Source organism: Clostridium celatum DSM 1785 (assembly GCF_000320405.1).
Classification (GTDB): domain Bacteria; phylum Bacillota; class Clostridia; order Clostridiales; family Clostridiaceae; genus Clostridium; species Clostridium celatum.
This window is the reverse complement of record NZ_KB291697.1, coordinates 1-25,488: the sequence shown is the minus strand read 5'-3', so window position 1 is coordinate 25,488 and position 25,488 is coordinate 1. Positions and strand designations below refer to the sequence as shown.

General features: G+C 27.1%; 26 protein-coding genes and 2 pseudogenes. 16 read left to right on the top strand and 12 right to left on the bottom strand.

Going from position 1 to position 25,488, the window contains the following annotated elements:
* Positions 1 to 59: 59 nt before the first annotated feature.
* Complete coding sequence (locus HMPREF0216_RS13645; RefSeq protein ID WP_005215385.1) at positions 60 to 626, top strand: DUF6512 family protein; 567 nt, start codon at positions 60 to 62, stop codon at positions 624 to 626.
* 174 nt (positions 627 to 800) lie between these two features.
* Here the strand turns inward: HMPREF0216_RS13645 and HMPREF0216_RS13640 are convergent.
* Positions 801 to 1,644: pseudogene (locus HMPREF0216_RS13640) on the bottom strand (patatin-like phospholipase family protein).
* Between the two features lie 174 nt (positions 1,645 to 1,818).
* Here HMPREF0216_RS13640 and HMPREF0216_RS13635 point away from each other — a divergent pair.
* On the top strand, positions 1,819 to 2,205 hold the full coding sequence (locus HMPREF0216_RS13635; RefSeq protein ID WP_005215380.1) for a zinc ribbon domain-containing protein: 387 nt from the start codon (positions 1,819 to 1,821) through the stop codon (positions 2,203 to 2,205).
* Positions 2,206 to 2,447: 242 nt separating this feature from the next.
* A complete protein-coding gene (locus HMPREF0216_RS16525; protein ID WP_005215379.1) occupies positions 2,448 to 3,629 on the top strand; it encodes a D-alanyl-D-alanine carboxypeptidase family protein in 1,182 nt (393 codons plus the stop codon).
* A gap of 76 nt (positions 3,630 to 3,705) precedes the next feature.
* Here the strand turns inward: HMPREF0216_RS16525 and HMPREF0216_RS13625 are convergent, their stop codons facing one another.
* On the bottom strand, positions 3,706 to 5,118 hold the full coding sequence (locus HMPREF0216_RS13625; RefSeq protein ID WP_005215376.1) for an MDR family MFS transporter: 1,413 nt from the start codon (positions 5,116 to 5,118) through the stop codon (positions 3,706 to 3,708).
* Between the two features lie 204 nt (positions 5,119 to 5,322).
* Between HMPREF0216_RS13625 and HMPREF0216_RS16520 the strand changes: the two genes are divergently transcribed.
* The gene (locus HMPREF0216_RS16520; RefSeq protein ID WP_005215375.1) at positions 5,323 to 5,886 is read left to right on the top strand and encodes a lysozyme inhibitor LprI family protein; all 564 of its coding nucleotides are present in this window, start codon (positions 5,323 to 5,325) and stop codon (positions 5,884 to 5,886) included.
* Between the two features lie 104 nt (positions 5,887 to 5,990).
* Entirely contained in the window at positions 5,991 to 6,122 is a 132-nt protein-coding gene (locus tag HMPREF0216_RS17965) for a hypothetical protein (protein ID WP_005215372.1), read from the top strand.
* Between the two features lie 307 nt (positions 6,123 to 6,429).
* On the opposite strand, the gene HMPREF0216_RS13615 is transcribed toward HMPREF0216_RS17965, so the two are convergent.
* On the bottom strand, positions 6,430 to 8,259 hold the full coding sequence (locus tag HMPREF0216_RS13615; protein WP_005215369.1) for a carbohydrate-binding domain-containing protein: 1,830 nt from the start codon (positions 8,257 to 8,259) through the stop codon (positions 6,430 to 6,432).
* A gap of 352 nt (positions 8,260 to 8,611) precedes the next feature.
* Here HMPREF0216_RS13615 and HMPREF0216_RS13610 point away from each other — a divergent pair, with 352 nt between their 5' ends.
* Both HMPREF0216_RS13610 and HMPREF0216_RS13605 read left to right on the top strand, forming a co-directional pair.
* Positions 8,612 to 9,370 carry a polyphosphate polymerase domain-containing protein gene (locus HMPREF0216_RS13610; RefSeq protein WP_005215368.1) on the top strand — a complete coding sequence of 253 codons (759 nt, stop codon included), beginning with the start codon at positions 8,612 to 8,614 and terminating at the stop codon, positions 9,368 to 9,370.
* Positions 9,364 to 10,050, top strand: a complete 687-nt coding sequence (locus HMPREF0216_RS13605) for a DUF4956 domain-containing protein (RefSeq protein WP_005215365.1) — start codon at positions 9,364 to 9,366, stop codon at positions 10,048 to 10,050. The genes HMPREF0216_RS13610 and HMPREF0216_RS13605 overlap by 7 nt, the downstream gene beginning before the upstream one ends.
* A 154-nt stretch (positions 10,051 to 10,204) precedes the next feature.
* On the opposite strand, the gene HMPREF0216_RS13600 is transcribed toward HMPREF0216_RS13605, so the two are convergent.
* From HMPREF0216_RS13600 to HMPREF0216_RS13590, 3 genes are all read right to left on the bottom strand, one after another.
* The gene (locus tag HMPREF0216_RS13600; RefSeq protein ID WP_040420016.1) at positions 10,205 to 10,414 is read right to left on the bottom strand and encodes a cold-shock protein; all 210 of its coding nucleotides are present in this window, start codon (positions 10,412 to 10,414) and stop codon (positions 10,205 to 10,207) included.
* A 125-nt stretch (positions 10,415 to 10,539) separates the two neighbouring features.
* Positions 10,540 to 11,265 (bottom strand): tRNA 2-thiocytidine biosynthesis TtcA family protein, encoded by a 726-nt coding sequence (locus tag HMPREF0216_RS13595; RefSeq protein WP_005215361.1) that lies wholly within the window; start codon positions 11,263 to 11,265, stop codon positions 10,540 to 10,542.
* Between the two features lie 180 nt (positions 11,266 to 11,445).
* Positions 11,446 to 12,132 (bottom strand): cyclic nucleotide-binding domain-containing protein, encoded by a 687-nt coding sequence (locus tag HMPREF0216_RS13590; protein ID WP_005215359.1) that lies wholly within the window; start codon positions 12,130 to 12,132, stop codon positions 11,446 to 11,448.
* A gap of 130 nt (positions 12,133 to 12,262) precedes the next feature.
* On the opposite strand from HMPREF0216_RS13590, the gene HMPREF0216_RS13585 reads away from it, so the two are divergent.
* Entirely contained in the window at positions 12,263 to 12,685 is a 423-nt protein-coding gene (locus HMPREF0216_RS13585) for a DMT family transporter (RefSeq protein ID WP_005215355.1), read from the top strand.
* Between the two features lie 15 nt (positions 12,686 to 12,700).
* Entirely contained in the window at positions 12,701 to 13,180 is a 480-nt protein-coding gene (locus HMPREF0216_RS13580) for a DMT family transporter (protein WP_005215353.1), read from the top strand.
* 284 nt (positions 13,181 to 13,464) lie between these two features.
* Here the strand turns inward: HMPREF0216_RS13580 and HMPREF0216_RS13575 are convergent.
* Positions 13,465 to 14,777, bottom strand: a pseudogene (locus HMPREF0216_RS13575) (FtsW/RodA/SpoVE family cell cycle protein).
* Positions 14,765 to 15,109: a PadR family transcriptional regulator gene (locus HMPREF0216_RS13570; RefSeq protein WP_040420014.1), complete on the bottom strand. Its 345-nt coding sequence runs from the start codon at positions 15,107 to 15,109 to the stop codon at positions 14,765 to 14,767. The pseudogene HMPREF0216_RS13575 and the gene HMPREF0216_RS13570 overlap by 13 nt, the downstream one beginning before the upstream one ends.
* A gap of 225 nt (positions 15,110 to 15,334) precedes the next feature.
* On the opposite strand from HMPREF0216_RS13570, the gene HMPREF0216_RS13565 reads away from it, so the two are divergent.
* Both HMPREF0216_RS13565 and HMPREF0216_RS13560 read left to right on the top strand, forming a co-directional pair.
* A complete protein-coding gene (locus tag HMPREF0216_RS13565; protein WP_005215344.1) occupies positions 15,335 to 16,099 on the top strand; it encodes a DeoR/GlpR family DNA-binding transcription regulator in 765 nt (254 codons plus the stop codon).
* Between the two features lie 53 nt (positions 16,100 to 16,152).
* Positions 16,153 to 16,938 carry an HAD family hydrolase gene (locus HMPREF0216_RS13560; protein ID WP_005215343.1) on the top strand — a complete coding sequence of 262 codons (786 nt, stop codon included), beginning with the start codon at positions 16,153 to 16,155 and terminating at the stop codon, positions 16,936 to 16,938.
* 61 nt (positions 16,939 to 16,999) lie between these two features.
* On the opposite strand, the gene HMPREF0216_RS13555 is transcribed toward HMPREF0216_RS13560, so the two are convergent.
* The 4 genes from HMPREF0216_RS13555 to HMPREF0216_RS17400 all read right to left on the bottom strand — a co-directional run bounded on the left by HMPREF0216_RS13555 (position 17,000) and on the right by HMPREF0216_RS17400 (position 18,614).
* Positions 17,000 to 17,578 carry a manganese catalase family protein gene (locus HMPREF0216_RS13555; protein ID WP_005215342.1) on the bottom strand — a complete coding sequence of 193 codons (579 nt, stop codon included), beginning with the start codon at positions 17,576 to 17,578 and terminating at the stop codon, positions 17,000 to 17,002.
* Positions 17,579 to 17,581: 3 nt separating this feature from the next.
* Positions 17,582 to 17,839 carry a spore coat protein CotJB gene (locus HMPREF0216_RS13550; RefSeq protein ID WP_005215340.1) on the bottom strand — a complete coding sequence of 86 codons (258 nt, stop codon included), beginning with the start codon at positions 17,837 to 17,839 and terminating at the stop codon, positions 17,582 to 17,584.
* Positions 17,836 to 18,111, bottom strand: a complete 276-nt coding sequence (locus HMPREF0216_RS13545; RefSeq protein ID WP_005215337.1) for a spore coat associated protein CotJA — start codon at positions 18,109 to 18,111, stop codon at positions 17,836 to 17,838. Before HMPREF0216_RS13545 ends, HMPREF0216_RS13550 begins: the two co-directional genes overlap by 4 nt.
* A 353-nt stretch (positions 18,112 to 18,464) precedes the next feature.
* Positions 18,465 to 18,614, bottom strand: coding sequence for a hypothetical protein (locus tag HMPREF0216_RS17400; RefSeq protein WP_005215336.1), 150 nt, complete (start codon positions 18,612 to 18,614; stop codon positions 18,465 to 18,467).
* 350 nt (positions 18,615 to 18,964) lie between these two features.
* On the opposite strand from HMPREF0216_RS17400, the gene gltS reads away from it, so the two are divergent.
* From gltS to HMPREF0216_RS13520, 5 genes are all read left to right on the top strand, one after another.
* Entirely contained in the window at positions 18,965 to 20,161 is a 1,197-nt protein-coding gene (gene gltS / locus HMPREF0216_RS13540; RefSeq protein ID WP_005215334.1) for a sodium/glutamate symporter, read from the top strand.
* Positions 20,162 to 20,378: 217 nt separating this feature from the next.
* A complete protein-coding gene (gene pepV, locus HMPREF0216_RS13535) occupies positions 20,379 to 21,782 on the top strand; it encodes a dipeptidase PepV (RefSeq protein ID WP_005215332.1) in 1,404 nt (467 codons plus the stop codon).
* An 85-nt stretch (positions 21,783 to 21,867) separates the two neighbouring features.
* Positions 21,868 to 22,200, top strand: coding sequence for a YqfO family protein (locus HMPREF0216_RS13530; RefSeq protein ID WP_005215330.1), 333 nt, complete (start codon positions 21,868 to 21,870; stop codon positions 22,198 to 22,200).
* A 60-nt stretch (positions 22,201 to 22,260) separates the two neighbouring features.
* A complete protein-coding gene (gene pepT, locus HMPREF0216_RS13525; protein ID WP_005215327.1) occupies positions 22,261 to 23,475 on the top strand; it encodes a peptidase T in 1,215 nt (404 codons plus the stop codon).
* Positions 23,476 to 23,959: 484 nt separating this feature from the next.
* Positions 23,960 to 25,345, top strand: a complete 1,386-nt coding sequence (locus HMPREF0216_RS13520; protein WP_005215326.1) for an FAD-dependent oxidoreductase — start codon at positions 23,960 to 23,962, stop codon at positions 25,343 to 25,345.
* Positions 25,346 to 25,488: the final 143 nt, after the last annotated feature.

Sequence of the window (25,488 nt, the reverse complement as noted above, 5' to 3'; positions counted from 1 at the left end):
TTAACAAAATCCATATATGATTATAAGATAATAATAGATATATTTTTAGGAGGAGTATTGTGAGAAATATATTAAATAATGATTACAGAAGGATAAAAAGAAATGTTATACTTGCTATACCTAGTTTATTTATATTAAGTATTCCAATTCACTTGGTATATAACTTAACAGGTAAAATACAAATTGTTGGAGCATTCGCTCCAGTAAATGAAAGTGTAGCAGAGCATTTTAAATTGGCAATTCTTCCTTTAGTTTTATGGTGGGTTATAAGCTATTATATACTAAGAAAAAAAGTTGATATAGATTTTAAAAAGTGGATATTTTCAGCGTCAATTGCAACCTTAATGATACCTATTGTTATTGCAACCTTTTATTATACTTATACAGGAGCATTAGGAATATCACTATTAATAATAGATATATTTTCATTATTTTTAGCACTGTTAGTAGCACAATGTCTAGGATTTCACATATATAAACATATTAGAATCACAAATGAAAAATTTTATATAGGATTACTTATTATCATAATACTAATATCATGTACTATAATATTTACATTTTATCCCCCACATATTCCAATATTCAAAGATACAAAAACATTGCTATATGGCATTCAAATTTAATATTATTAATTAAATTTAATTTTTAGTATTATCTATTTATTGTATTTTCAAAAAATAGTTTTATATAAAAAAGTTTATGATATTTTCCTAAGAAACATTGGTGAATTTGTGGCTAAATTATAATAGTTCATAAAGATAATATCATAAACTTCTTCTATTGACGTTGATTGTAATTTAACTAAATAAAGATTTAATTTCTGTTAGATGGCGTATAGCTAGGTCGTAGCCGTGATCATATCCTGCTTTTAGTTTATTCACATCTTTTTCGAAACCTTTCGATTGATTTATCTGCATCAGGTCTTAGAATTAGTGCTTTACCTTGCTTTTCTAATTCTTCACAAAATTTAACTGTTTCGTTATAAGTATCATGTCTTGTTAAAAAAGGTTCTTTTAATTTAGGATATTTATTGCATAATAATTTTGAAGCATAAACATTTTTTTTACTAAATTCTTTTTTATAGCCTTTTGGTCTAGTTAATATTATTAAGTGTTTTTCATTTCCATCAAGTATTGCTTTTCTTATTGGAATAGGATCGCATATTCCACCATCATAGTATTCTTCACCATTAATTTTTATAACAGGAAAAAATACAGGAATAGCGCAAGTTGCTCTAAGCATAGTAGCTTTATCATCTAAGTTTTTTCCATCAAGGTATTCTGTTTTGCCTGTTTTAGCATTTGTTACTCCAACTAAAATCTTACCATCATATTTTTTATATGTATCCATATCAAAAGGAACAAGCTTATTTGGAATTTCATCAAAAACAAAATCTAATCCAAAGATACTTTTACATTTAAGAAAATTGCTATATCCAAAATATTTTTTATTATTTCTATATTTGGTTACTACTTCTAAATTTCTTCCTCTTTGTTTGGAAATATAAGATACACCATTTGTAATTCCAGCAGATACGCCAATGCAATAAGGAAAAATAATATTATTATCTAATAGTGCATCTAATATTCCGGCTGTAAAAATTGGTCTAAATGTTCCACCTTCTAAAATTAAACTAGGCATAAAGTTATCCCTCCTAAAAATCATTATTAAGATATTATAAATGAAAAGTTAAATTAATACAAATTATGGAATGAAATTTCTTTGGTGTATTTATAAATATATAATTTGTTAATATTTAATATGTATTAAATTTGGTCTATAATAGAAATGAAATATTTATAAGAAGGTGAAATTATGTTTTTTATAGGAATATTTGGTGTAGATAATAAAGAGAAAGAAATTAAAATATTAAATAATATAGTTTGTAAAAATTGTAATATTTCAAATGGTGGAAAATTAATAAAAACCTTTACTTATTTTCATTTTTTCTTTATTCCTATTTTTAAATGGAATGAAAAATATTATGTAATATGTAGTGGATGTAATTCTATTTTTAGCATTTCCAATGAAAAAGGAAAAGCAATTGAAAAAGGTGAAAATATAGAAATTACTTACTGGGATTTAAATGAGGTTAATGATAATTATAGCAATTATTATGCTATACAAAGATGTCCTAAATGCAATAGAGAAGTAGATAGAACTTTTGAATATTGTCCATATTGTGGTGAAAAAATTAAATAGTTAAAATTTCAGATATTCAGAAGAAAGTAGATAGATTTAAATTATAAGTTAACTGAAAGTTTAATATGTTAGTATGTAGCAAAGTTATGAAACGGCAAAAGAAGTAAAAAGTATAAAATTATTGGAAAGATTACTAAAATAAATTTTATTATAAAAAGATGCTTTTTGCTTTTTTTATATTATAATAATAATTAGAATGAAAAATTAAGATAATAAAGTAATGGGAAAAGGAATATTTTATTATGAAGAAGAAATTAATTAGTAACAGTATATTAGGAGTTATAGTATTAGTTGTAGCAATTTGTATTATATCGGTTAAAAAAGTTACAATAGATATAAATGGAAATAGCAAAGTTGTATATACATATGAGAAAAATTATCAATATCTATTACAAAAGGAAAATATAAATTTATCATCTGAAGATGAGGTATCAGTTGATTTAAATGAAGAGATAAAGAGAAATTCGACAATAGTTATAAATCAAGTAAAAAATATTACTATTATTTTAAATGGAAATATTCAAGAATATAAAACAAAAAGCAATACTGTTGGACAAGTGTTAAAGGAATTAAATATTTCTATATCCAATAATGATAAAATTAATAAAAATATTGAAGATTATATAGTAAATAATGATGAAATAGTTATAAATCAATTAACTACAAAAACAGAGGAAGTCTTAAAAGATATAGATTTTAATGAAAAAACAGTAACTGACTATAAAACTCCAGTTGGTGAAACTAGAGTTATTAAAGAAGGAGAAAATGGACAAAAAAAAGAGTACTATACAGTTGTGTATGAAGGAAATAAGGAAATTAGTAGAACTTTAATTAAAGAAGAGATAGTAAAAGAGCCTAGTGAAAAAATAATTGGAGTTGGAAATTTTGATGCAAATAGTCTAACTGTTTGTGTAAATAAAAAAAGTCAATTATCACAAGATTTTGTTCCTTCAGATTTAGTTTTACCAAATGTAAGAATGGCAGTAAGTTCTGATAGATTATATATGAGGAAAGAGGCAGCTAATGCTTTAGAAAGCTTATTTAATGCAGCAGATGCTGATGGTATATATCTTTATGCTGTTTCAGGGTATAGATCATATTCATATCAATCAAGCATATATAATCCATACTCAGGATATTCAGCGCCACCAGGAGCTAGTGAACATCAATTAGGATTAGCTATGGATGTAACAGCAGCTCAATATGGAGGCAATTTAGTTACTGAATTTGGTTATACAGATGAAGGAAAATGGCTTGCAGAAAATGCTCACAAATACGGATTTGTTGTTAGATATTTAGAAGGAAAAGAAGATATAACAGGATATTATTATGAACCATGGCATATTAGATATTTAGGAGTAGAGCTTGCAACAGAGTTAAAAGAAAAAGGCCTAACCTTAGAAGAATTCTACGGGGAATATTAAGGTAAAGCGAAAAAAGAATGAGATAACTATAAGAAATTATAATAATTTCTGAAATGTTATCTCATTCTTTTTTTTATTAATTTTTATCAACAGGTTCTTGTTTTTTTACTACGAAGAAAGCTATTATTAGACCTATTAATGTTAGTGTTGCAGTTGAAGCAAAGGAAATATTCATTCCGTGAACTTGTGCTTTTAATGGATCTTTAATGCCAGAGGAAAGACTTACTTTGCTCATTAGTGTTACAATTATTGAAGTTCCTATGGAACCAGCAACTTGCCTTAAAGTATTATTAGCTGCATTACCATGAGCATAAAGTCTTTTATCTAAACTGTTTAAACCAGATGTTGTTAGTGGCATCGTAAGCATAGAAATTCCTAGCATCCTTATTGCGTATACAATAATTACATAAGTAATAGTTGTAGTTGTTGTTAAGAATGAAAGCCCAAATGTACCTAATGTAAGTATTGTTAATCCTGTTAGAGCAAGATATCTAGCACCAAATCTATCAAAAATCTTACCTGTTATAGGGTTCATAATTCCCATTACTATGGCTCCAGGCATAAGTATTAATCCTGTATTAAAAGCAGAAGAACCCCTAACATTTTCAAGATACATAGGTAGTATTAATTCTGATGAAATAAGTGCTGCATAGGAAATCATTACTATTATAGTTGAAAATGTAAAGGTGCTACTTTTAAATACACTTAAGTTAAGCATAGGCTCCTTCATACTTAATTGTCTCCAAACAAATATTATAAGAAAGATTATACCTATAATAAGTGCGAGATATACATTAGGATTACTCCAAGGATAATTTCCTGCATTACTAAAGCCAAAAAGTAATGCACCGAAGCCTATTGTAGAGCCAATAAAGGAGATGATATCAAAGGATACATCTTTATTCTCAGTTACATTTTTTAACAAAAAGAAAGCAAGAATTAAATCTACAATTGCAAAGGGAGCTGTTACATAAAATAGATGTCTCCATGGATATCTATTTATTATCCAGCCGGATAAGGTAGGACCTATAGCAGGAGCAAATGCAAGAACAATACCTACTATACCCATAGCAAAGCCTCTTTTTTCTATTGGGAAAATTATTAAAAATACAGTTTGCATTAATGGTACTATTATTCCACTGGCTAAACCTTGGATAAGTCTAGCAGATAACAACATTGGAAAATTAGTTGCAAAAGCGCCTATAAAGGTTCCTATGGTAAAAAGCCCCATAGCTATAAAAAATAAAGTTCTATTTTTAAATTTATCTATAAGAAAAGCTGTAAAAGGAATTACTATACCAGTAGCAAGCATATATCCTGTACTAAGCCACTGGACGGTAGATACACTTATATCTAAATCCTTCATTATATCTGATAAAGCAACATTCATAAAGGTACTATTTAAAAAGCAAACAAAAGAACCTAAAAGAAAAACTCCGGCAATAATAACTACATTATAATTTTTATTGCTATTTTTTACTTCGCTCATAAAATCACCTCATTTTTAAATTTGGAGTTTCGCATACATAGTTATATTTCCAAAAGTAAAATAAACTTATACTACTATATAGAGACATATATATGTAGTATAAAACTAATTTGCAAGTAATGTAAAAAGGTGTTATTATATTTGTAATGGTATTAATGTATATAGTGAGTAATATTTATTTGTATAGAAATGAGATGATAAATTATGAAAAAAACAATTATTTTTATAATGTTAGTAGCAATGAACTTTTTTATAAGTTGTGGAAATAGTACTAATAGTGAAATTACAACACAAAAGGAAAATGAAATAGTAAGTAATAATGAAGAAAATAGTGATAAAGAAAATGATGAAGGAAAAGAAGAACAAATTATTAAAATAGAAGATAATGAAGAAGATGAAGTAGTTATAAGCAAGTCACAAGCTTATTTGGATAGATATTTTCAGTTAGAAAAAGAATTAGAAGATTCTTTAGCGGGTAAGTATAGTGGAACAACTATTGATATGAAGGAAGCAGTAAGTATTGAATATGATAGTTGGGATGAGTTATTAAATGAAATATATGGGGTATTACAAGAACAATTATCAGAAGAAGAAATGAAAGCTGTTAGAGAAGAACAAATTCAATGGTTAACTATAAGGGATTCAAAAGCAGGGGAAAGTGCAAATGAGGTAGAAGGGGGTACAATGGAACCTTTAGTATATGAATCTAGTCTTGCACAAAGCACAAAAGAGAGATGTTATGAATTAATAAATAATTATATGAAGTAAAAGTTATTATTAGAAAAACTATATATGAATATAAATAATTAAAATTAATGTATTACTATTGGTTAGTTTTATTAAGTAAATTTGATAAAAATTGAGGTGAAAATATGGAGCTTAGCCCTAAAGGGATAAACATTCAAAATATAGAGCCTTGCTATAAGTTAATAAATGAATTAGATTTAGATATAGTTCAATATAACTTTGATGTAATTATAGAAAAATGTTATAGGAAGCTTTGAAGTAATAATAGAAAGAAATACGGAATATGTTAATCCAAGATTTAGTTTAATGTGTGATAATTACAAAAATAAATTAATGAGTATTATGGCAGAGATACTTTTATATCAAGGAGTTACTAAAATAGATATTGATACAAAATCAGAAAGATTTTTTAAATATGTTATAACAAGAGGTTTTTATTCTAAATATATATAATAACTATTTTGTTATTAGTTAAAAAAGTATAAAATATAATAAAACTGGATATTCATTGACTTTACGAATAAAAATTAGTCAATGAATATCCAGTTTTTACTTTAAATTATATTACCATCTTTGTTGTCTATTACCACCAGGATTACCACCAGGGCCACCCATACCTCCACCTGAGCCTACAGAGCTTACAGTATTAGATGTTGTAAAAGTACCAGCATCACTTCCACCGCTATAGCTTCCATCGTTATAAAGTCCATCTGCAGAACTTCCAGTTGAACTACCACCAACAGAAACAGTATAAGTAGCATTACTTTCTAATTTAGGAGATGATATTACAACTGATTGATAAGTTTTTGATGGTGCAAAAGTAATTATATCTTCACCATTTGTATTTTTAATATTAATTAAAGTATTTGCTGATTGTGATGTAAATATATTAACTGAATTTTGAGTTGATGATGAACTTGGAGATTGAGCCATTTGTGAGCTACCAGCAGCTATAAATAATCCACCAGTTATATCAAATGAAACATCATAGTCTAAAGCTCCATTTCCACCATTTTCAGGACCATTAACAATAACAGTACCATCATTCATAACAATTGAACCATTTGAGTCAACACCATCACCAGCAGCATCAACATAAAGATAACCACCATTAATAGTTATTGAGCCATTAGAAGATGAATTAAATTGATTTTCACCAGGTCTACCATTAGTAGAAGAACCATCATTTCCACCAGCGGCATTTAAACCATCATCACTTGCAACTAAATAAATAGTACCATTATTTATTGTTATAGTTTGACTTTCAATACCTTCATAAGATTTAGTAATATTTATATCTCCACCATTGATTTCAAGTGTAGTATCAGAATGGATACCATCATCTCCAGATGCAATTTCAAGTGTACCACCATTTATAGTTAAGGAGTTATTTGAGTGAATAGAGTCATCAGAAGAATCTATATTAATTAAGCCGCCATCAATTACTATATCATTTACTGCTTTTATTGCTTTTGCACTAGAGGTTTCTTCTGTAGAAGAAGAACTTCCACCCCAAGAACCCCAAGGGGTATCATTATTAGATTTACTACTACTATTTACACTTCCACCACCAGTTACTATATTAATAGTACCATCGATTATGTTTACTATATTTTCAGCTTGAATACCATCTGTTCCTGCAGTTATATTTAAGTTTCCACTTTCTATAATTATATTACCTTTTTCTGTATCTTCAGCATTAGTTGATTTTAATCCATCGCCTTCAGAATTAATTGTTATATCTCCACCTTTAATAGTAATAGAGTCTTTTCCCATAAGCCCATCATCTTTAGAAGCTATAGAAATAGTACCACCAGTTATTTTTAAATCATCTTTACTAGTTATACCATTATTATAATTTGCAGTTACAGTTAAGCTTCCATTTCCTTTAATAGTTAAGTCATCCTTACTAAATATTGCTGCATTTGGCTCATCTGTAGTAGCATCTTCAAATATATAAGTTTCACCATCAGTAATAAAGTTATCAGTATTATCTTCTAATACTATTATTGTATTTTTTGCATTTTTAACATAAATAGGAGCACTATTAGAACAGGTAAGATTTACTCCATTAAAAACTAAATAAACATTCTCTTCAGAGGCACTATCTACTATAATTTGACCATCAGATAATGTTCCACTTATAACATAAGTACCTGCATTAGCAATAGTAACTTTATCTCCATCTACAGATACATTAGATCCATTAATAGTAATATTATCACTAAGATTAATATCGGCAGTAATCTCAGCGCTTAATTCTGTATTTTCTTTATTATTTTCAGTAACAGTATTTTGAATGTCATTACTTATATTTGTATCTTTATTAGCACAACCTGTAACATTTAAACATAATGCACAAACAGTTAATGCTAAAATAAGTTTCTTTTTCATAACAAACCTCCAATTAAATATTTTATCTCTTTATCTATAAAAGTAATAATACTATACGAACCTTAAATTAATCTTAAGTGAACCTCAAAATTTCAATTTTGCTAGTTGAAGTTACGCCTAGGTGTACTTATTGGATGTTAAGAGAAAATGCTTCATTAATAAATAGACTTGAATTTGATTATTGGAAATTACATTTAAGTTAATGCAATTAAGAAAATTAGTATATGAAGTACATGTGAATTTTGTGATTTATAGTTACAAAGTTAAATTCTTGTAAAATTTTTTAAGATTTTTTTAAGGTTTGAATTTTATAATTAAGTCAAAGATTAGAGTAAGTTAGGGAGGTAAATATATGGCAATAAAATCATTTAAAAGATATGAAAAAAAATATCTATTAAATAAAACACAATATGATGACCTTGTAGAACGTTTAAGCGAATATATGGATTCAGATGAACATTGCAAGGATGGGAAGAATTATAGTATTTACAATATGTATTATGATACAGCTGACAATCAAGTAATTAGACATTCAATATCTAAACCTTATTATAAAGAAAAATTAAGACTTAGAAGTTATAAGGTACCAAGAAGTTTAAATGATAAAGTTTTTTTAGAACTGAAAAAGAAGATAAATGGAATAGTAAATAAAAGAAGAGTTGTTCTTACATTAGGTGAAGCTTATAATTTTTTAAATTCAAGGATTAGACCCAATAAGACAGATTATATAAGTAATCAAGTGTTAAATGAAATAGAATATTATCTAGATAATAATGAAGTTTATCCTACAGTTTATATAGGATATAGTAGAAAGGCATTTTTTTGTAGAACAGATAAAAATTTTAGATTGACATTTGATTCTAAGATAACTACAAGAAGGAGTGGATTATCGCTAGAGCTTGGTAATTTTGGAGAACAACTTTTAGAAGAAGAACAGTATTTAATGGAAGTAAAAATATTAGGTGCTATTCCGTTATGGTTTGTAGAAATCTTATCAGATTTAAAAATATATAGTGCTAAGTTTTCTAAGTATGGAAACGAGTATATGAGGTATTGTTTAAATAAAAATCAAAATAAAAATATAGAAGCAAGGGGAGAAAAAATATGTTAGAAACGATAATTTCGTCAACAACAGGAGAATCATTTACTTTGGTGAATGCATTATTAGTAATAGGATCATCTATACTTTTAGGCTTTGTAATAAGCTTAGCTTATATGTATACACACAAAAGGGAAGGATATACACCAAGTTTTACAATAACACTTATAATGTTACCTGTAATAATTTCAATAATAATACTTTTAGTTGGAAATAATGTAGCAAGAGCCTTTAGTTTAGCTGGAGCATTTTCAATAATTAGATTTAGAAGTGCGCCTGGAGATCCAAAGGATATATCATATATATTTTTTACTTTAGCAGTAGGTCTTGCAAGTGGTATGGGATATATAGGATATGCTGTTATATTTACAGTTATTTTATGTTTAGTTATGATTATAATAGAAAAATCTAACTTTGCAATGCCAAAAACTAGATCATTAAGACTAAAGATATTAATACCAGAAGATTTAAATTATGAAGGTTTATTTGATGAAATATTAGATAGACATGTACATTCATGGAAAATAGAAACAGTAAAAACAAAAGATTTTGGAGCTTTATTTGAATTAACTTATAGATTAAATGTTAACGAAGAATTAAAGCAAAAGGATCTTATTGATGAATTAAGATGTAAAAATGGTAACTTAAGCATTTCGCTTACATCAGTTGGTATAGAAGAAAAGGTGTATTAAAAGAATATTAAATAAATTATTACCTTTATTTAAAAGAATTTAAATATTATATTAATTTAATTAATCTGAATTTTATATTTATTAGGTAGTTATTAATGAAATGCCTCTGTCTAGTTAGACAGAGGCATTTCATAATTATACTACTTTAATTTTTTTATAGTTTATGAACATTTATAGCCATTGGACCTTTTTCACCATCAGCAATAGAAAATGATACATTTTCACCTTCATGTAAGTCACTATGAGGTCCATTATCTTTTACTTGGGATTGATGAACAAAAATATCATTTCCATTGTTTGCAGAAATGAATCCATAACCTTTTTCAGTATTAAACCATTTTATAGTTCCAGTATAATTTGACATAATATCTCTCCTTAACATATAAACTTATAAAGAATATCTAAGATAAGTATTTAGTTAGCAGTAAAGTTATTTGTAGTAATTCTTACTAGATATTCATAGTTTTAGTATGTGAAGTCGGACAAGATTTATACGTTGTTAATTTTATCCTTATCCCATATAAATAATTGTTCAGAATTATTTAATGCTGAAAATAGCTTATCCTTTAAATTAGGGAAAGTACCATTTAAGTTTTTAATTAATTCCTTCATATCTTGCCTTTTAGTATGTCCATCAGCAGGACAAGGGTTTTTTATTATAGGGTAGTTATTATCTTTTACATTTCTTTTAATCATATATTCATCTATGTAAACCATTGGTCTAATTATAGTTAAGTCAAATTTCTCCATATATGATTTAGGTGAGAAGCAATTTACTCTACCTTCATAAAAAATAGTCATAGCAAAGGTTTCAACAGCGTCATCTTTATGATGTCCAAGAGCAACTTTAGTACAACCAAGCTCTTTAGCAGCTCCATTTAACGCACCACGTCTTAATTTTGCACAAAGAGAGCATGGATTTTTTTCCTTTCTTATGTCAAATACAATTTTCGCAATATCAGTTTGAATTTCATAAAAAGGTACATCAAGTTCCTTACATAACTTATGTAGTGGACTGTTATCTACACCACCTGGATTTAAGGTAATTGCAATAAGCTCAAATTTTACTGGTGAAAATTTTTGATAATTTTTTAATATATGAAGTAGTGTTACACTATCTTTTCCACCAGAAAGGCCCACAGCAATTTTATCATTTTCTTCTATCATATTAAAATCATTAATGGCTTGTCTAGTTTTGCTAAGTAATTTTTGCATCATAGGTTTTTTACCTCCGAAATTTAATCTTTAGATATTTTATCAAACTTTATATTTTTACACAAAGGATAACATTAAAATATATGCAAAATCTTAACAATAATTTACATATAATTTAATGCTATTTCAAATATTAAGAATATATGATAGCTAAAGTATAAGAAATTTATAATATTTATATTATCTATAAGTATCGCTAGCTAGCTCTTGTAGTAAAGGTAAGTTTAATATTTTTATAGTATTTTTATTTTTTTCAATAATATTATCAGAACACAGCTTTTTTATTACTCTAGTTAAATGTCTATAACTAGAACCTAAAAGTTGAGATAGATTGTTTATATTTTCAATTTCTATAGTAGTTTCTGATAAATTAGATGGTAGAGAGGAAAGTAAATATATAGCAAATCTATTTTCTAAAGGATATAGAATATTTATTGAACTATACACAGAATTTTTTCTCAATTTTTCTTCAAGGGATGAAATTATAAATCTTAAAAAAATAGGATCATTATAACCATAAATATGTATTTTGTTTATTGGAAGTCCAAGGCAAATAGACTTTTCTAAAGTTATTACGTTACAGTCGGCAATTGGATTATCTAAAAGCTCTAAATCTCCAATAGTGGATAGTGGATTGTTGAAGCATATTAATAGTGACTTACCATTTGATAAAAGTGTAGTAACTTTTGCTTTACCAAAAACCAAAAAATACATATAGTTTAATTCTTCGTTTAGAGTACAGATATATTCATTTTTATCAAAAGTATAGATTTCTAAGCTTTCCAGTAAATTTTTATTTAAATATTTATTTAATTGGTATTTAGTTATATAGGAATTAAGAAGAGCTTGATTATTTAATTTTTTCATAAGGACTCCTTAAAAAAGATATTTTTAGTTAAAAATATTATACTATTAAATTTTAAATAGGACAAATGTCCTATTTGTAAGTGTAAGAATTTGATAATATGTTTCTAGAAATTTTATTGGAGGAATTTAAATGTATAATATTTTGGCATTATTAATTGGAGCACTTATTTCTATTATGATTTCATTTAATGGAGCATTAGAAACACGTGTAGGAAGTGCGTATTCTGTAGTTATTATTCATGCAGTGGGACTTATTGCAATACTCATAGTTGCAGCAATTAAAAAAGAGAAATTTGTAATAAAAGAAAGTTTACCTTTTTATTTATATCTTGGCGGTATATTTGGAGTTGCCCTTACATTAGTTAATGTAATTACAATAGGAAGTATTGGAGTTGCATTAACTACAGCATTAGCAGTGTTTGGACAACTTGTCTTTTCATCATTAGTAGATCATTTTGGATTATTTGGTTTAACTAAATATAAATTTAATCCTAAAAAGCTTATAGGGTTTATGATAGTTTTTATTGGATTAGTTATTATGACTATAGCTTAAGGAGGAGATTTTAATATGTTAATGATTTTATTAGCTGTTTTAGGTGGAGTGTTAACTACTTTATCAATGGTAGTAAGTTCAACACTTGGAAAGAAAATAGGTTTAATACAAAGTACAATAATTCATTATATAGGCGGGCTTATAGGTGGAGGGTTTATTTTAATAGGACTTGGAAGTAAAATAGCACCATCTATAGCGGAAATGAGTAATATGCCTTTTTACATATTTTTAGGTGGAGTTATTGGAGTAATGGTAGTATATACTTCGAATGTAGTAATACCTAAAATACCGGTAGTATATAGTACACTTTTAATGTTTTCAGGACAAATGCTTTGCGCAATTATCATTGATGCAATTGTAATGAAGGATTTTTCAATACTAAAGCTTATAGGAGCAATTATTGTAGTTTTAGGAATACTTTATAATTCAAGAGTTGATGCAAAGGAAAATAAAATAGAAAATCAAAGTTTAAAAGAAGTAGAAAATATTAATTAGATATAAATCCATAATGTGTAGTAATAAGTATTATTGCATATTATGGATTTAACTTTTTTAGCTATTGAAAAGTTTTATCAAATATATTTAAATTTTCATATTCTTTAAGTGAAGATAGGATATTAATATATATATAAGAAATAAATTATGAGGGTAGGGTGTAAGAATAGATTAAAAAGAAGTTTATATTGATATATCAAAATAGAAGATTCAATATAAATAAAGATAACATATAAATTTGAGTTAACAAAAATTATATGTTATCTTTATTATTTTATTTATTGCTAATTTGATAATTCAGAATGAGTATTTCTAAATTTATAAACATTATTAATTATAGATATAGCAACTACGTTTATTACTAATTGACTTCCACCGTAGCTTATAAAAGGCATACTTATGCCTAATATAGGTGATAGTGAAAAGTTTGCTAAAATATTTAATATAAATTGAATTGTAAATAATGAACATAGACCACTTACTAATAATTTTCCATAAGTATTTTTAGTATTAATAGAAATAAAGCACATTCTTATAATAAAAGATAATACTAATGCTATAATTATTATCCCTACGATCCATCCAAAACAATAAATTATAGAAGTAAGTACAAATTCCATATTAGAGTCAGGAATAAAATTACTATTAATATTAATGCTATTACCAAATAATGTAGCAGAATTCCTTATAGTATTTAATTGATTATAAATCCATCCAGAACCTTTAGAATCTTTTAATGGGTTTAAAATGCAAAGAATCTATCTTTTCTATAATAAGGACCACTAAAAATGGCTAATGAAAATATAGTAGCAAAAAAACTAAAGGTCATAACTAAATGCTTTGTTTTAAGTCCTGAAATATGCATTACTGTAAATGATGCAATTAAATATATTAATGTTGTAGAAATTGAACTTGTAGCTAAAAATAGCATTGATGGTATAAATACTAAAGTAAAGCCTTTTATTAATGATTTTCTATTATTCCAATTATAACTATCAAAGATTCCTGCAAGAGAAACTATTAATAAAATAGGGGTAATGGTTAAAGTATCAATAGAAAGAGAGCCTATAAATAACCATCGTCTCATACCATTTACATATGGAGAAAGAAAAAGTGTTAGCACAATTAAAATAATATTAAATATATACAGAGAAAGTGAATAGTTTTTTAATTTTCTATAATCAAGCTTTAAGCTTAATAGTGCTAAAACAATGGACACACCTAAAAATACTAATAATTTACCAAAATAATTTGGAGAATAGTCTTCAGTTAATGTAAAAGAATTAAATTGAAGAAATCCTGTAGTTAAAAAACCAAAGAATATTAAAGCACTAGTCATTGTTAAGAGTATCCAATCAGAGTTGCATTTATGAGCTTTATTTAGGTCACGACCAATAACCTCAGCACTTCCCATTTGGAGCAAGGCTTTATCTATTGCAGCGTCTAATGATATACCGCTTTGTATAGAGTCATAAATAATATCTTCAATATGACTCAATAATTCTTCTTTAATTTCAGCATGGACTTTTTTATTTTTTATTAAGCTACAAACTTCATTTATATATTCATTAACTTTAGTATTTTTTACACTAGACATAATTTAGCCTCCCATAAAACACTATTTACTGTGTTGCTAAATAATTTCCATTCAGATTCTTTTTCAAGTAATATACCTTTTCCACATTCAGTAATTTTATAGTATTTTCTTTTTCTAGCACCTGTAGAATTATCCCAATACGCTTCAATGTAATTTGCATTTTCTAAATTATGAAGTATTGGGTAAAGAGTACCTTCCTTAAATGAAAAGATGCCGTTTGAACGGAGTTCTATTTCTTTAATCATTTCATAACCATACATATCTTTACGATTAAGTAAGCTTAATATTAATACTGTAGTACTTCCTTTTAAAAGTTCTTTGTTGATTTTCATAAATTCACCACCATACATTGTAGTTAGATACATAGTATATCTATGTATAATTATATTTGTATATTATGGAAAAGTAAAGCGATGAAAAGATAAAATACAGCAATATACTATTGAAAAATAAAAATAAAGGGTATATTATAATAAGTGAAAATAAATGATAATAAATGAGAATAAATAATAATTGATATGAAAAATAAATCTATGTAGGGAAGAGGATATCTACTTATGTTTATGGAAGAAAGACTAAATGAAATATTAGAAATAATTAAAAGGGATAAGAAGGTTTTAGTTAAAGAGCTAAGTGAAAGATTTAATGTTTCTGAAAGTATGATTCGTAAGGATTTACAAAGGTTAGAGAGTGAAGGCAAGATAAAGAGAACATATGGTGGAGCAATATTAGAAAGAGAGAAGTCTTTTAATGATAATACTATATCAAGAGTTTTCGTTGATTTAGAATCCAAAGAATATCTTGGAAAGTTAGTTTTAGATATTATTGAGGAAAATGATATAATATTTTTAGATATATCTACCACAAATCACACAATTGCAACTATCTTAAAAAGTACAACGAAAAATATTACAGTGATAACAAATATGAATAGAATAGCTATGGAATTTGATCATAATTCTAATATTGATGTAATTTTAATAGGCGGAGAATATAATAAGAAATTAGGTGGAACTATAGGGGCTGGAGCTATAGATCAAATAGGAAAAGTTAGGATAGATAAGGCTTTTATTGGTGTAGGTGGAGTTAATGTAGAAGAGAATTTTATAAGTAACTTTAATTATGATGAATCATTTACTAAAAATAAAATTTTAAAGAATAGCAAGAAAAATTATATAGTAATGAATGATGAAAAATTTTATAAGGATGGTAGTTTTAAGTTTGGAACTTTAGATGATATAAATTATATTATAACAGAAAAGGAACCAGAAGATAGTATTAAAAAAATGTTAGTACAACATGAGGTAAAGATAATATTTTAATTTAATAATAAAAAATATATAGGTAGTTTAATTAAGTAGTAGGAGATGAAGTTATGATTAAATTAATAGCAACGGATATGGATGGAACATTATTAAATAGTAAAAATGAAATACAAGAAGGATTCTATGAAATTTTTAATGAATTAAAAGAAAAGGAAATTATATTTGCAGCTGCTAGTGGAAGACAATATTATAACCTTTTAGAAAGATTTAAAGGCTTAGATAGGTATATGATGTTTATAGCTGAAAACGGAACTTTTGTAGTTTATAAAGGTGAGGAGTTAGTTGTAAATCCGTTAGATATTAATTTAGCTAGAGAAATAATAAAAGTAGTAAGAAATATTGATAATGCTTATGCAATTCTTTGTGGAAAAAACTCTGCATATATTGAAAGTAATGATGAAAGAATAATTGAGCAAACTGAAAAGTATTATGCTAGATATGAAATAGTTGACGATTTAACAAAGGTAGAAGATGAAGTTTTAAAGGTAGCTATTTGTGATTTTGATGGTGCAGAGCATAATAGTAATAGATATTTTGATGATTTTAGAGATAAAACTCAAGTTGCAGTATCAGGTCAGCTTTGGTTAGATATAATGGCTAAAGGGATAAACAAAGGTGTTGCAATAAAAGAAATTCAAGAACAATTAGGAATAAGCTTTGAAGAAACTATGGAATTTGGAGATTACTTAAATGATTTAGAAATGATGGGAAGTGCATATCATAGTTATGCTATGGAAAATGCTCATGATGATTTAAAAAAAGCTGCAAGATTTATAACTAAAAGTAATGATGAAAGTGGCGTTGTACATGCTATAAAAACATTCCTAAACAACTAAATTATAAAAAATTATAACCTTCAGGTAAAGTTAAAACCCTACCTGAAGGTTATAATTTAGCTTATTTACAGTAAAGGTCTGAAGGTTTAACATTTTCTTGAACGTTAACTAATGCTTCTCCAAATCTTTGATAATGAACAACTTCTCTTTCACGTAAGAAGCCTAATATTTTTTTTACTTCAGCATCATCAGTTAAATTTATTAGCCATTCATAAGTTGTCCTAGCTTTTTGCTCAGCAGCCATATCTTCGTGTAAGTCCGCAATTACATCACCTTTTGCTTGAATATAGGTTGCTGTCCAAGGATTACCTGTGGCATCAGTATAAAAGAGAGCTTTTCCATGATCGGCATAATGACCTGCTAAACCTGCAGCTTTAATTTCATCAATTGATGCATTTTCCATTAGTTGATAAACCATAGTTCCTAACATCTCAACATGAGCCATTTCTTCCGTACCTATATCAGTTAATAGTCCCTTAGACTTATTAGTAGGCATTGTGTATCTTTGATTTAAATATCTTAGAGCAGCCCCTAGCTCCCCGTCTGGTCCACCGTATTGAGTAATTAAAAGTTTAGCCATATTTAAATCATTACATTTTAAATTAATTGGATATTCTAATGTTTTTACATAATACCACATAAACTAATCCTCCTTATTATTTTCCCAAGGCCAAGGAGTATCAATCCAAGCTTCAGGATTTTGAATATACGCTGTACCAAAGTTAGTTAAAGGACCATATTCTTGTTCATAATCCCAAATTAACTTTCTTAGTTTTGAAGAAATTAGTTTATAGTCATCTGTTGCATTTTTGCAATTAGGAAAATTATCTAAATACAAATTTAACTCCAAAGAATAAAATTGTAATTTTCTTATTGCTTCTAAACACTCATGTTGATTCATATTTTAGCCTCCTTTGAATACTTAATATCACAATAAGGATTATAAAGATCCTTAAATATGGTTCCAGCATCAAAGGCTGAATTTACATCAAATAAGTTTTGGTAAGGTTGTAAAACTATATTTGCTTTAGCATAAATATTAGGAGAAAAAACTTTAAAAGATTCATAACAGTTTTTCTTATGGTTAGCACAAGCAACATTACAATTTACATCAGAAGTATCGTTTATACAATCGCTGCAGTCAATACAGTCATTGTTTCTTTCATAGTACATAATAGTATATCCCTTCGTAAAATTATCTCAATAATACTTTATGTAGAAATACAAAAAAATGTGTAGAAATAAAAATAAAAATAAAAATAAAATAAGCTATAGTACACTCCGAATATACTATAGCTTATTTCATTTATTTTTAAGAGAGATATATAATTATGGTTGCATATATTTACTAATAATTAAACAAATGAGGAAAAGGAATGTGGCTAAAATTTGGTAAAAGTAGTAGCTGTAAAATATGCAACCATAAATGGAGATAGCTAAAATAAATATTAAATTTATAGAATCAAATAGCTACATTTTCGATTATATCCATATTGTAAGATAATATACAAAAAATAAAAATAAAATTAAATTATTTTACTTTCTTTATGCCCACAACAATCACACTTGAAATAAATTTTTCCATGAACTTTGTTATCATAACCATATTCATATTCTTTCATTTCTTCTCCACAAATGGGACAAGTGAATTTTAATATTTCTTTTTTGTTATACATTTTAATTCTCCTTTGCAACAAACTATAAGTATAAAATTATTGTAATAAATAATTTTATACTTATACTTGTAATAGCAATTTTAAATTATATTAATATTTAAATTATATAAGTTTAAGGTTTATTATGAAGTGAAATTTTAAAAAATGCAAGAAATATTAAAAATATTTCATAATAATATATATTTTTAATATAAAAGCTTTATTAATAAGTGAAAAATAAAATTAATTACATAAAGAGTTGCAAAAGGTGTAAAAATATAAATTGATTATTTTTATATTTAGTGTACAATATTAATTTATAAGAGGAAAAATTATACCAAAGAAAACTAAAATAGAAAGAGTTGAAAAAGATGGAATTAAAATTTAATATTTTTGAAACAATGGCTTTGGTAACAGCAGTATATTATTTAGGGAAATATTTAAGAACGAAGATTAAATTTTTATCAAAGTATTGTATACCAGCCCCGGTAGTTGGAGGACTAGTGTTTGCTATAATAACATTAATATTAAAGTTAACTAATATAGCAACTATAAGTATGGATACTACACTTCAAAATTTATTTATGACTGCGTTTTTTGCAAGTGTGGCATTTACAGCTAGTCTTAAAATATTAAAAAATGGTGGAATTAAGGTTGCTATATTTTTAGGGCTTGCCATACTTTTAATTATATCTCAAGATATAGTTGGGGCTACTTTAGCAAAGTTATTTAATTTAAATCCTTTATTAGGATTATGTACTGGCTCTGTTTCAATGATAGGAGGTCATGGAACAGCAGGCTCTTTTGGACCATTATTAGAAGAGCTTGGAGTTAAGGGGGCAACTACTGTTTCCTTTGCATCAGCAACTTTTGGATTAGTAATGGGAAGCTTCATTGGAGGTTTTGTAGCTAAGAGTTTAATAGATAACAATAACTTAAAAACACCAAAAGAATCTCATGATAAGGAAATTCCTTTAAGTGATTTCCATGAAGACAATCAAGCACTTCTTTGTCAAAAAAGACTTATGAAAGGTTCAGCATTTCTTTTTATTTCAATGGGAATTGGGTCAGTTATTTCAGGCTTCATTCAAGATAGTGGATTAACATTCCCTTCATATATAGGGGCAATGATAGCTGCTGCTGTTATAAGAAATTTCTGTGATATAAGAAAGATAGAAATTGAAGAAAAAGAGATAGAGGTAATAGGAAATATTAGTTTAGGATATTTTTTATGTATAGCATTAATGGGATTAAAGCTTTGGGAATTGTTTGATTTAGCACTTCCACTTGTAGTAATGCTTGTAGCACAATCATTACTTATGGCTATGTTTGCATATTTTATTACATTTAAAGTAATGGGTAAAGATTATGATGCAGCAGTATTTGCATCTGCAAATTGTGGTTTTGGAATGGGAGCAACACCTAATGCTGTAGCTAACATGGATGCATTAAGTACAAAATATGGTTTTGCACCAACACCTTATTTTGTTGTTCCAATTGTAGGAGCACTTTTTGTTGATTTTGTAAATTCAGCAGTAATAACTTTGTTTGTAAATATACTTAGTTAAGAATATATATATAGTGAATAGATTATATTAAAATAGAAATATAAATAGTTAAAGTGTTATAAAATTTAATTATTTATACATAGTTTTGATATAATCTATTTTTTTATAAATATAAAATTTTTAGTTTTACTTGTGAAGTTTTTTATTTGTGTATTTTAAATATCAATATATTGGTATAATAAGAGAATAAATAAAGTTTAATTAGAAGGTGATTAAAATGTACAAAAAGCAAATTGAAGAATATTTTAACTTGCATAAAGATAAAATGTTAGAGGATATCTGCAAAATACTAAGAATAAAAAGTGATAGGCAAGAGGCTAAAGAAGGTATGCCTTTTGGAGAAGGTGTAGTAAAGGCTTTAGAAGAGTCATTAAAGATGGCTGAAAATATGGGATTTAAAACTAAAAATTATGATAATTATGTAGGAACTATTGATTTTAATGATAAAGAAAAGGCTTTAGATATATTAGCCCACTTAGATGTAGTTCCAGCAGGTAATGAATGGACAGTTACTAATCCTTATGAGCCATTAATAAAAGATGGTAAGTTATATGGAAGAGGATCTGCTGATGATAAGGGCCCTGCAATAGTGGCTTTATATGCATTGAAAGCAGTTAAGGATTTAAATATACCTTTAAATAAAAATGTTAGATTAATATTAGGAACTGATGAAGAATGTGGAAGTTCTGATATTGAATATTATTATAATATTGAAAAAGAAGCACCTATGACATTTTCGCCAGATGCGGATTTCCCAGTGATAAATGTTGAAAAGGGAGGATTAAAAGGAAACTTTAATTCAAACTTTAAAGAAGATGAAACGCTTCCTAGGGTTACTTCTATAAATTCAGGAGTTAAAGTTAATGTTATTCCAGATAAAGCAAATGCAGTAGTTGAAGGATTAAGCAAAGATATAATATTAGAATACTGTGATAAAGCTACAAATAAAACTAAAGTAAACTTCACTGTTACTGAAGAAAATAATAAGTGTATAATAAATGCTAATGGAGTAGGTGGTCATGCCGCTTATCCAGAAAGTGCAAATAATGCATTAACTGCAATATTAGAATTGTTATCATCTATGCCATTTGCCAAAAGTCAGGGGTTTAACAAGATATGTGCTATAAGTAAACTATTACCTCATGGTGATTATAAAGGAAAAGGTATTGGTGTTAAGATGAGTGATGAAATATCAGGTGAATTAACTTTATCATTCACTATTTTTGAATATAATACTACAAGCTTAAAGGGAACTTTTGATTGTAGAGCACCACTTTGTGCAAATGATGAAAATTTAAGAGATGTTATAGATAAGAATTTAAGTGATAATGATATTACACTAGAACCTTGTCATGTATTTGAAGGGCATCATGTAGATGAAAATTCAGAATTTGTTCAAACTTTATTAAAATGCTATGAGATGTATAGTGGTAAAAAAGGTGAATGTATTGCAATAGGAGGAGGTACTTATGTGCATCACTTAAAAAATGGAGTTGCATTTGGATGTACAATGCCTGGAACTGATAACAATATGCATGGAAATGATGAATTTGCAGTTATAGATGAGCTTATACTTAGTGCTAAAATATTTACACAAGCAATTATTGAACTTTGTAGCTAGGATAAGCTCTAAATTTAACTTTTGATTACTATTTAGATTATCTAAATTAAAGCTTAATCATCACTTAGTTGGAGGTAAACTGTAGATGAATTTTACTGAGGTAAAAATAGAAATATATGTTCCTATAGAATTTGTAGAAGTTTTAAGAAATGGATTAAATGAAATAGGAGCATGTAAGATAGGAGATTATGATAATTGTGCTTCAATAACAGAAGTATTAGGATATTGGAGATCGCTAGATGGTGCCAATCCGTATAATGGAACTATAGGAGAAATTTCAGAAGGAAAAGAATGCAAAATGGAAGTGCGTTGTAAAATTGAATATGTAAAAAATGCAATAAAGGTTATAAAAAAAGTTCATCCTTATGAAGAGCCTGTTTATAATATAGTACCGTTATTAAATAATATATTTGAATAAAAGTAAATTTGTTATATTATTGAATTAAAGCAATATTTTCTATATAAAGGAGACAAAAGAATGAAAGCTTATGAAAGATTAATAAAATATGCAAAGATATATACAACTTCTGATCCAGCATCAGAAACAGTTCCTTCAAGTAAAAGACAATTTGATTTAGCTAATATATTAGTAGAAGAAATGAAAGAAATAGGAATTGCAGATGCTAGAGTTGATGATACTTGTTATGTTTATGGAAGTATTCCAGCAACTCCAGGATATGAAAGTAAGCCTAGTATAGGACTTATAGCTCATGTTGATACTGCTCCAGCAGCACCAGGAGAAAATGTAAATCCTCAAGTTGTTGAAAATTATAATGGGGAAGATTTAACTCTTTTAAATGGAACTGTTTTATCAGTAGAAAAATTTCCACACTTAAAGAATTTAAAGGGAAGAACTTTAATTACTACAGATGGAAATACTCTTTTAGGTGCTGATGATAAGGCTGGTATTGCTGAAATAATGACAGCTTGTGAAAGAATAATAAATGAAAATATTCCTCATGGAAAGATATGTATAGGCTTTACTCCAGATGAGGAAATTGGTAGAGGTGCTCATAAGTTTGATGTTAAAAATTTTGGGGCTGACTTTGCTTATACTATTGATGGGGGAATAGAAGGAGAAATTTCTTATGAAAACTTTAATGCATCAGCAGCAAAGATTGAAATTCATGGAGTTTCTGTTCATCCAGGTTCAGCTAAAAATACAATGATTAATGCAACTTATGTAGGTATGGAATTTGATTCTATGCTACCAAAAGGAGAAAGACCAGAGCATACTGAAGGGTATGAAGGTTTTTATTATTTAGATAGCTTTAACGGAAATACAGATCATGCAACATTAACATATATTTTAAGAGATCATGATGCTTGTAAGTTAGAATCTAAAAAAGCTACTATGGAATTAATAGCAAAATTATTAAATGAAAAATATGGCGAAGGTAGAGTTAAATTAACAATTACAGATCAATATAAGAATATGGTTGAACATGTTAAGCCTTGTATGCATTTAATTGATAATGCTATAGATGCTATGAAATCATTAAATGTAACTCCAGTAATTGAGCCAATTAGAGGTGGAACTGATGGAGCAACACTTAGCTATATGGGATTACCTTGTCCTAACTTAGGAACTGGTGGATATGCATTCCATGGTGAATATGAGCATATTACAGTAGAGGGTATGGATATTGCTACAAATATAATAATTGAGATTTTAAAAAGATATGCTAAATAATTTTATGTAATTAGTATTAGCTTAAAAGCAGAGTAGATAAAATACTCTGCTTATTTTTATGTTAAAATTTAAAATGAGGTGAAGTTTTTATGAGGAGAATAATTGTTATAGGAGGTGGTGGAGCTGGAAAATCAACTTTTTCACGTGAACTTTCTAGGAAATTAGATATACCATTATATCATTTAGATAAAATTTTTTAGAACAAAGGATGGGTGGGAACGCCAAAAGAAAAATTTGATGAAAAAATTAAATAGATGTACTGATAAAAATGTGATAATTCTTAATAATAAAAAAGAAGTTAAAGATTTTATAGAAAGGTAAGTTTTAAGTAAATTATATTTAAAATATTAATAATATATGGATAAAATAGTTTAAATTATGATATTATCAAAAAGGTAATATTATAATTTGAATTATTATACAATAGATAAAAATATAAGGACTATTTATATATTTTAAGTAAATAGCATTAGCGAGGTGAAACATGATTAACTTTGATTATAAGGGGCTAACTGGAGATATAGTTACAAGAGATGATTTTGAATATGAGGAATGTAGGAAAGCGTGGAATAGAGCTATTGAAAAATACCCATTAGTAATAGTGTATTGTTATACTGAGGTAGATATAAAAAATGCTATAAATTTTGCAAAGGTTAATAAATTAAATGTAAGAATAAGAAGTGGTGCACATCATTATGAGGGATATTCTACAGGAAATGATATTATTGTTATTGATATTAGTAGAATGAATGGAATTTACATAGATGAGGAAAAAGGAATCGTAGCTATTGAAGCTGGAGTTCGTAATAGGGAGTTATATGAGCTTACAGGACAAATGGGATATCCTTTTCCTGGAGGCGGATGTCCAACGGTTGGTGTAGTGGGATTTACACTAGGTGGAGGCTGGGGATATTCAGCTAGAATGTTAGGACTTGGTTGTGATAATTTAATTGAAGCAGAAGTTATAAATTTTAAAGGCGAGACATTACTTTGTAATAAAAGCTGTAATGAAGATTTATTTTGGTCTTTACGAGGCGGTGGTGGAGGAAACTTTGGTATAGTTACTTCTATGACATTTAAATTGCCACAAAAAATAGAAATGGCAACATTAGTAGAAATTGATTTTCAAAATATAGACATTGAGGAAAATATAAAACTAATAGAAGTTTGGCAAGAAAAATATAAAACTTTAGATAAAAGAGCAAATTTTAAGCTTGCTATGTATAATTCAAGTGAAAGAGGAATTGGAGTAAAGATAGTAGGGTTGTTTTATGGAAATAAAGAAGAAGCAAATGAAGTTTTAAAACCTATTAAAGATATAGTTAGTTGTGGAAGTTATAATTTAAGATATATGACAGTCCTTGAAGCTAACAGAATAATTCAAGATAGTCATCCAGATTATGAAAGATATAAAAGTTCAGGAAGATTCGTATATAGAGATTATAGTAGAGAAGAGATTATGAATCTTTTAAAAATAATAGAAAATAGAGCCGAAGGGGCAACTTATACTGCTATTACTTTTTATGGGTTAGGTGGAGCTATCAAGAATGTGGGTAAAGAGGATACCGCATTTTATCATAGGGATGCAAGGTTTATCTTAGGTTTCCAATCAGTTTGGGAAGAAGCTAAATATGCACCTACAAATAGAGACTGGATTGTAAAAAACTTAAAGTATATAAAATCTATAACAAAAGGAGCTTTTGTTAATTTTCCTTGTGCCGAGCTTGATGATTATGAAGAAGAGTATTATGGAAAAAACTCTAAATTATTAAAGCTTGTAAAAGAAAAATATGATAAAAGTGATTTTTTCAACTTTGAACAAGATATTAGAATTGAAAATAAATTACAATATAATTTTGTTGTGAGATAATAATGTAATATAGCTGTATAAAGATAACTATAAAAAATTTAAATAATTTGAATAATAAGGTTTCTTATAAATTAGAGAGAAGAGTATATATATTTGTATAATAAACAAATATATATCAGACTGCTGACAAAGTGTCAGTAGTC

What these genes read in the sequence shown, in the direction of transcription:
- HMPREF0216_RS13635 (WP_005215380.1), top strand. Translation starts at nt 1,819, where the DNA reads ATGTTTTTTATAGGAATATTTGGTGTAGATAATAAAGAGAAAGAAATT.
- HMPREF0216_RS16525 (WP_005215379.1), top strand. Translation starts at nt 2,448, where the DNA reads ATGAAGAAGAAATTAATTAGTAACAGTATATTAGGAGTTATAGTATTA.
- HMPREF0216_RS13625 (WP_005215376.1), bottom strand. Translation starts at nt 5,118, where the DNA reads ATGAGCGAAGTAAAAAATAGCAATAAAAATTATAATGTAGTTATTATT.
- HMPREF0216_RS16520 (WP_005215375.1), top strand. Translation starts at nt 5,323, where the DNA reads ATGAAAAAAACAATTATTTTTATAATGTTAGTAGCAATGAACTTTTTT.
- HMPREF0216_RS17965 (WP_005215372.1), top strand. Translation starts at nt 5,991, where the DNA reads ATGGAGCTTAGCCCTAAAGGGATAAACATTCAAAATATAGAGCCTTGC.
- HMPREF0216_RS13615 (WP_005215369.1), bottom strand. Translation starts at nt 8,259, where the DNA reads ATGAAAAAGAAACTTATTTTAGCATTAACTGTTTGTGCATTATGTTTA.
- HMPREF0216_RS13610 (WP_005215368.1), top strand. Translation starts at nt 8,612, where the DNA reads ATGGCAATAAAATCATTTAAAAGATATGAAAAAAAATATCTATTAAAT.
- HMPREF0216_RS13605 (WP_005215365.1), top strand. Translation starts at nt 9,364, where the DNA reads ATGTTAGAAACGATAATTTCGTCAACAACAGGAGAATCATTTACTTTG.
- HMPREF0216_RS13600 (WP_040420016.1), bottom strand. Translation starts at nt 10,414, where the DNA reads ATGTCAAATTATACTGGAACTATAAAATGGTTTAATACTGAAAAAGGT.
- HMPREF0216_RS13595 (WP_005215361.1), bottom strand. Translation starts at nt 11,265, where the DNA reads ATGCAAAAATTACTTAGCAAAACTAGACAAGCCATTAATGATTTTAAT.
- HMPREF0216_RS13590 (WP_005215359.1), bottom strand. Translation starts at nt 12,132, where the DNA reads ATGAAAAAATTAAATAATCAAGCTCTTCTTAATTCCTATATAACTAAA.
- HMPREF0216_RS13585 (WP_005215355.1), top strand. Translation starts at nt 12,263, where the DNA reads ATGTATAATATTTTGGCATTATTAATTGGAGCACTTATTTCTATTATG.
- HMPREF0216_RS13580 (WP_005215353.1), top strand. Translation starts at nt 12,701, where the DNA reads ATGTTAATGATTTTATTAGCTGTTTTAGGTGGAGTGTTAACTACTTTA.
- HMPREF0216_RS13570 (WP_040420014.1), bottom strand. Translation starts at nt 15,109, where the DNA reads ATGAAAATCAACAAAGAACTTTTAAAAGGAAGTACTACAGTATTAATA.
- HMPREF0216_RS13565 (WP_005215344.1), top strand. Translation starts at nt 15,335, where the DNA reads ATGTTTATGGAAGAAAGACTAAATGAAATATTAGAAATAATTAAAAGG.
- HMPREF0216_RS13560 (WP_005215343.1), top strand. Translation starts at nt 16,153, where the DNA reads ATGATTAAATTAATAGCAACGGATATGGATGGAACATTATTAAATAGT.
- HMPREF0216_RS13555 (WP_005215342.1), bottom strand. Translation starts at nt 17,578, where the DNA reads ATGTGGTATTATGTAAAAACATTAGAATATCCAATTAATTTAAAATGT.
- HMPREF0216_RS13550 (WP_005215340.1), bottom strand. Translation starts at nt 17,839, where the DNA reads ATGAATCAACATGAGTGTTTAGAAGCAATAAGAAAATTACAATTTTAT.
- HMPREF0216_RS13545 (WP_005215337.1), bottom strand. Translation starts at nt 18,111, where the DNA reads ATGTACTATGAAAGAAACAATGACTGTATTGACTGCAGCGATTGTATA.
- HMPREF0216_RS17400 (WP_005215336.1), bottom strand. Translation starts at nt 18,614, where the DNA reads ATGTATAACAAAAAAGAAATATTAAAATTCACTTGTCCCATTTGTGGA.
- gltS (WP_005215334.1), top strand. Translation starts at nt 18,965, where the DNA reads ATGGAATTAAAATTTAATATTTTTGAAACAATGGCTTTGGTAACAGCA.
- pepV (WP_005215332.1), top strand. Translation starts at nt 20,379, where the DNA reads ATGTACAAAAAGCAAATTGAAGAATATTTTAACTTGCATAAAGATAAA.
- HMPREF0216_RS13530 (WP_005215330.1), top strand. Translation starts at nt 21,868, where the DNA reads ATGAATTTTACTGAGGTAAAAATAGAAATATATGTTCCTATAGAATTT.
- pepT (WP_005215327.1), top strand. Translation starts at nt 22,261, where the DNA reads ATGAAAGCTTATGAAAGATTAATAAAATATGCAAAGATATATACAACT.
- HMPREF0216_RS13520 (WP_005215326.1), top strand. Translation starts at nt 23,960, where the DNA reads ATGATTAACTTTGATTATAAGGGGCTAACTGGAGATATAGTTACAAGA.